This is a genomic window from Rhizobacter sp. P3_B12 (assembly GCF_056402895.1).
Map to the genome: position 1 here is coordinate 1 of NZ_JBFUGN010001027.1, position 2,128 is coordinate 2,128.

General features: G+C 66.2%; 2 protein-coding genes and 1 pseudogene. All 3 read left to right on the forward strand.

From position 1 onward, the window contains the following. Window positions 1–208, forward strand: a pseudogene (locus AC1D01_RS31595) (hypothetical protein); the annotation flags it as partial. Window positions 209–969: 761 nt separating this feature from the next. Beyond that, window positions 970–1,848 carry a 2OG-Fe(II) oxygenase gene (locus tag AC1D01_RS31600; protein WP_477873466.1) on the forward strand — a complete coding sequence of 293 codons (879 nt, stop codon included), beginning with the start codon at window positions 970–972 and terminating at the stop codon, window positions 1,846–1,848. Window positions 1,849–1,892: 44 nt separating this feature from the next. Beyond that, window positions 1,893–2,128, forward strand: a 236-nt coding sequence (locus AC1D01_RS31605; protein WP_477873467.1) for a sugar phosphate nucleotidyltransferase, incomplete at its 3' end; no start/stop codon positions are given.

A 2,128-nucleotide genomic window follows, 5' to 3' on the forward strand; every position in this document is an offset into this window, starting at 1 on the left:
CTACTTCAGCGGCGCGGATGGATTCGCGACGACGCTCGAAGCGGTGCTGAAGGATCCGGCGCGACTGGCCGCGATGCAGCAAGCCAGCCGAGCCCGCTTCGAGGAATGCTTCACCTGGAACCACATCCTGGCGCAGTACGAGCAGCTGCTGCTGCAGTGGCTGCCGGTGGCTTCTGGTGCCGGTGCTCGTGAAGGCCGTGCTTCTTGATGCGCTGCTGTGTTCTTGCTTGCAAAGGCGCGGGTGGGCAGGCTGTGGCTCGCCGGCCGGTGCGGTCATTGCCCCTGGGGGGCAATGACTCCCCTGCGCTGACTGGTTTCATGGCCCGTCGCCGAAACTCCCTCCGCTCGCTTCGCTCGCTGTGGTCAAACAGTCGGCGACAGTCAGTTCACGAAGCGTGCTGGCGCACGCGGGCCAYGAAACCAGCCAGCTCCGGCGCCCCGTCCCTATTGGCGCTCCACAGCCTMCCCACCCGCGCCTTTGCGGCCACCACCSKKCTGTGTTKGGGGGAAAAGATTGAAGTGACCGACGAGCATKCGAGCGCYCGCGCGCTTCGTCGATCACTTCAATCTTTTCCACCCAACCAGAGCGGCTGGTGGTTAGCGGCGGGTGAGGGGATGGGCTGGGGGCGATTTCTGAGGCGACGGAGAAGATCGGCTTTGGGGATGGCGCGCGCCAGCGCGCTTCGTGAACTGACTCATCGGCACTGTTTGACCACAGAGAGCGAAGCGAGCGGAGGGAGTTTGCCGATGCATCCCCAAAGCCGATCTTCGCAGTGGAGTCGGCGCCCCCAGGGCGCCGACCGTCTCGGCATGAGCCTCCAGCCCATCCCCTCACCCGCCGCGACACGCAGAAACAGAAGCGACAAACGACTCACACGCACACATCGCCCATTCAGGGGGGATGCCCCCTCCAGCGGCCTCCCCCTTGCTTACGATCGCTTGTTGCCCCCGGCGCAAGAGAGCGAAGCCATGATGTCCCTGCCTGTCGAGGTCGAAGTTGCCAAGGCACTCATCGACGATTCCGCGTTCGTCACCATCCGCGGCGTGCGGCTGTCACTCGATGAACTGATCGAGCCCCGCCTGGCGGACATCACGCACCTCGATGAATTGCGATCCCGCATGCAGTCGGCCACGCCCTACCCCCACCTCGTCGTGCAGGACTGGTTCAACCCCCGCCTGCTGGAACTCGTGCACGAGGAATTCGAGGTGCTGCCCCGCGACCACTGGAGCACCCAGACCAATGCCTATGCCCGCGTCGAGCGCTCGCGCGTCGGCGCTCGCATGGGGCCGGCCAGCCAGCTGTATTTCTGGACGCTCGGCTCCAGCTTCTTCCTGCATGCGCTCTCGCACATCAGCGGCGTGCCCGACCTCGTCAGCGATGCCCACCTGTTCGGCGGCGGCCTGCACGAGACGCTGTCCGGCGGCTCGTTCGGCATCCATGCCGATTTCGACCGCCACCCGCGCACCGCCCTCAACAACGAGATGGTGTTCATCACCTACCTCAACAAGAACTGGCAGCCGCCGTGGCAAGGCGCCCTCGAACTGTGGGACGCCGACCGCAAGCAATGCGTCGGCACCGTCGAACCCGAGTTCGGCCGCTCGATCCTGATGAGCCACGGCCGCACCCACTACCACGGCCATTCGCGGCCGCTCGCGGTGCCCGAAGGCGTCACGCGGCGCTCCATCGCGGCCTACTACTACGCCAACCGCTTCGCCCGCGAAGACCGGCGCGAAGCCATGCTGTCGACCTACCTGTTCGCGAGCCGCAGCGACCGCAGCAAGCACGTGCTCAAGCAGATCCTGCCGCCGATCGTCGTCTCGGCGATCAAGCGGCTGGCCCGCCGATAATTCAGTCCCTCGCCCACACAACAAGACCTCCGGAAGAAACCGCCATGTCCACGCCCACCACCCCGCCGACCCCGCTGTCCGTCCTCCCCGTCATCATGGCCGGTGGCAGCGGCACGCGGCTGTGGCCGCTGTCGCGCGCCGGCTTCCCGAAGCAGTTCCTTGTGCTGTCGGGCAACCAGAGCCTGTTCCAGCAGGCGGTGCAGCGCGTCGAAAGCCTCGGCGCCGCCGACATCGCCGTGCAGACGCCGCTGATCGTCGGCAACGAGGAGCACCGCTTCCT

Bases quoted from the DNA above. Each gene is read 5' to 3' on its own strand.
- AC1D01_RS31600 (WP_477873466.1), top strand. From the start codon at position 970: ATGATGTCCCTGCCTGTCGAGGTCGAAGTTGCCAAGGCACTCATCGAC.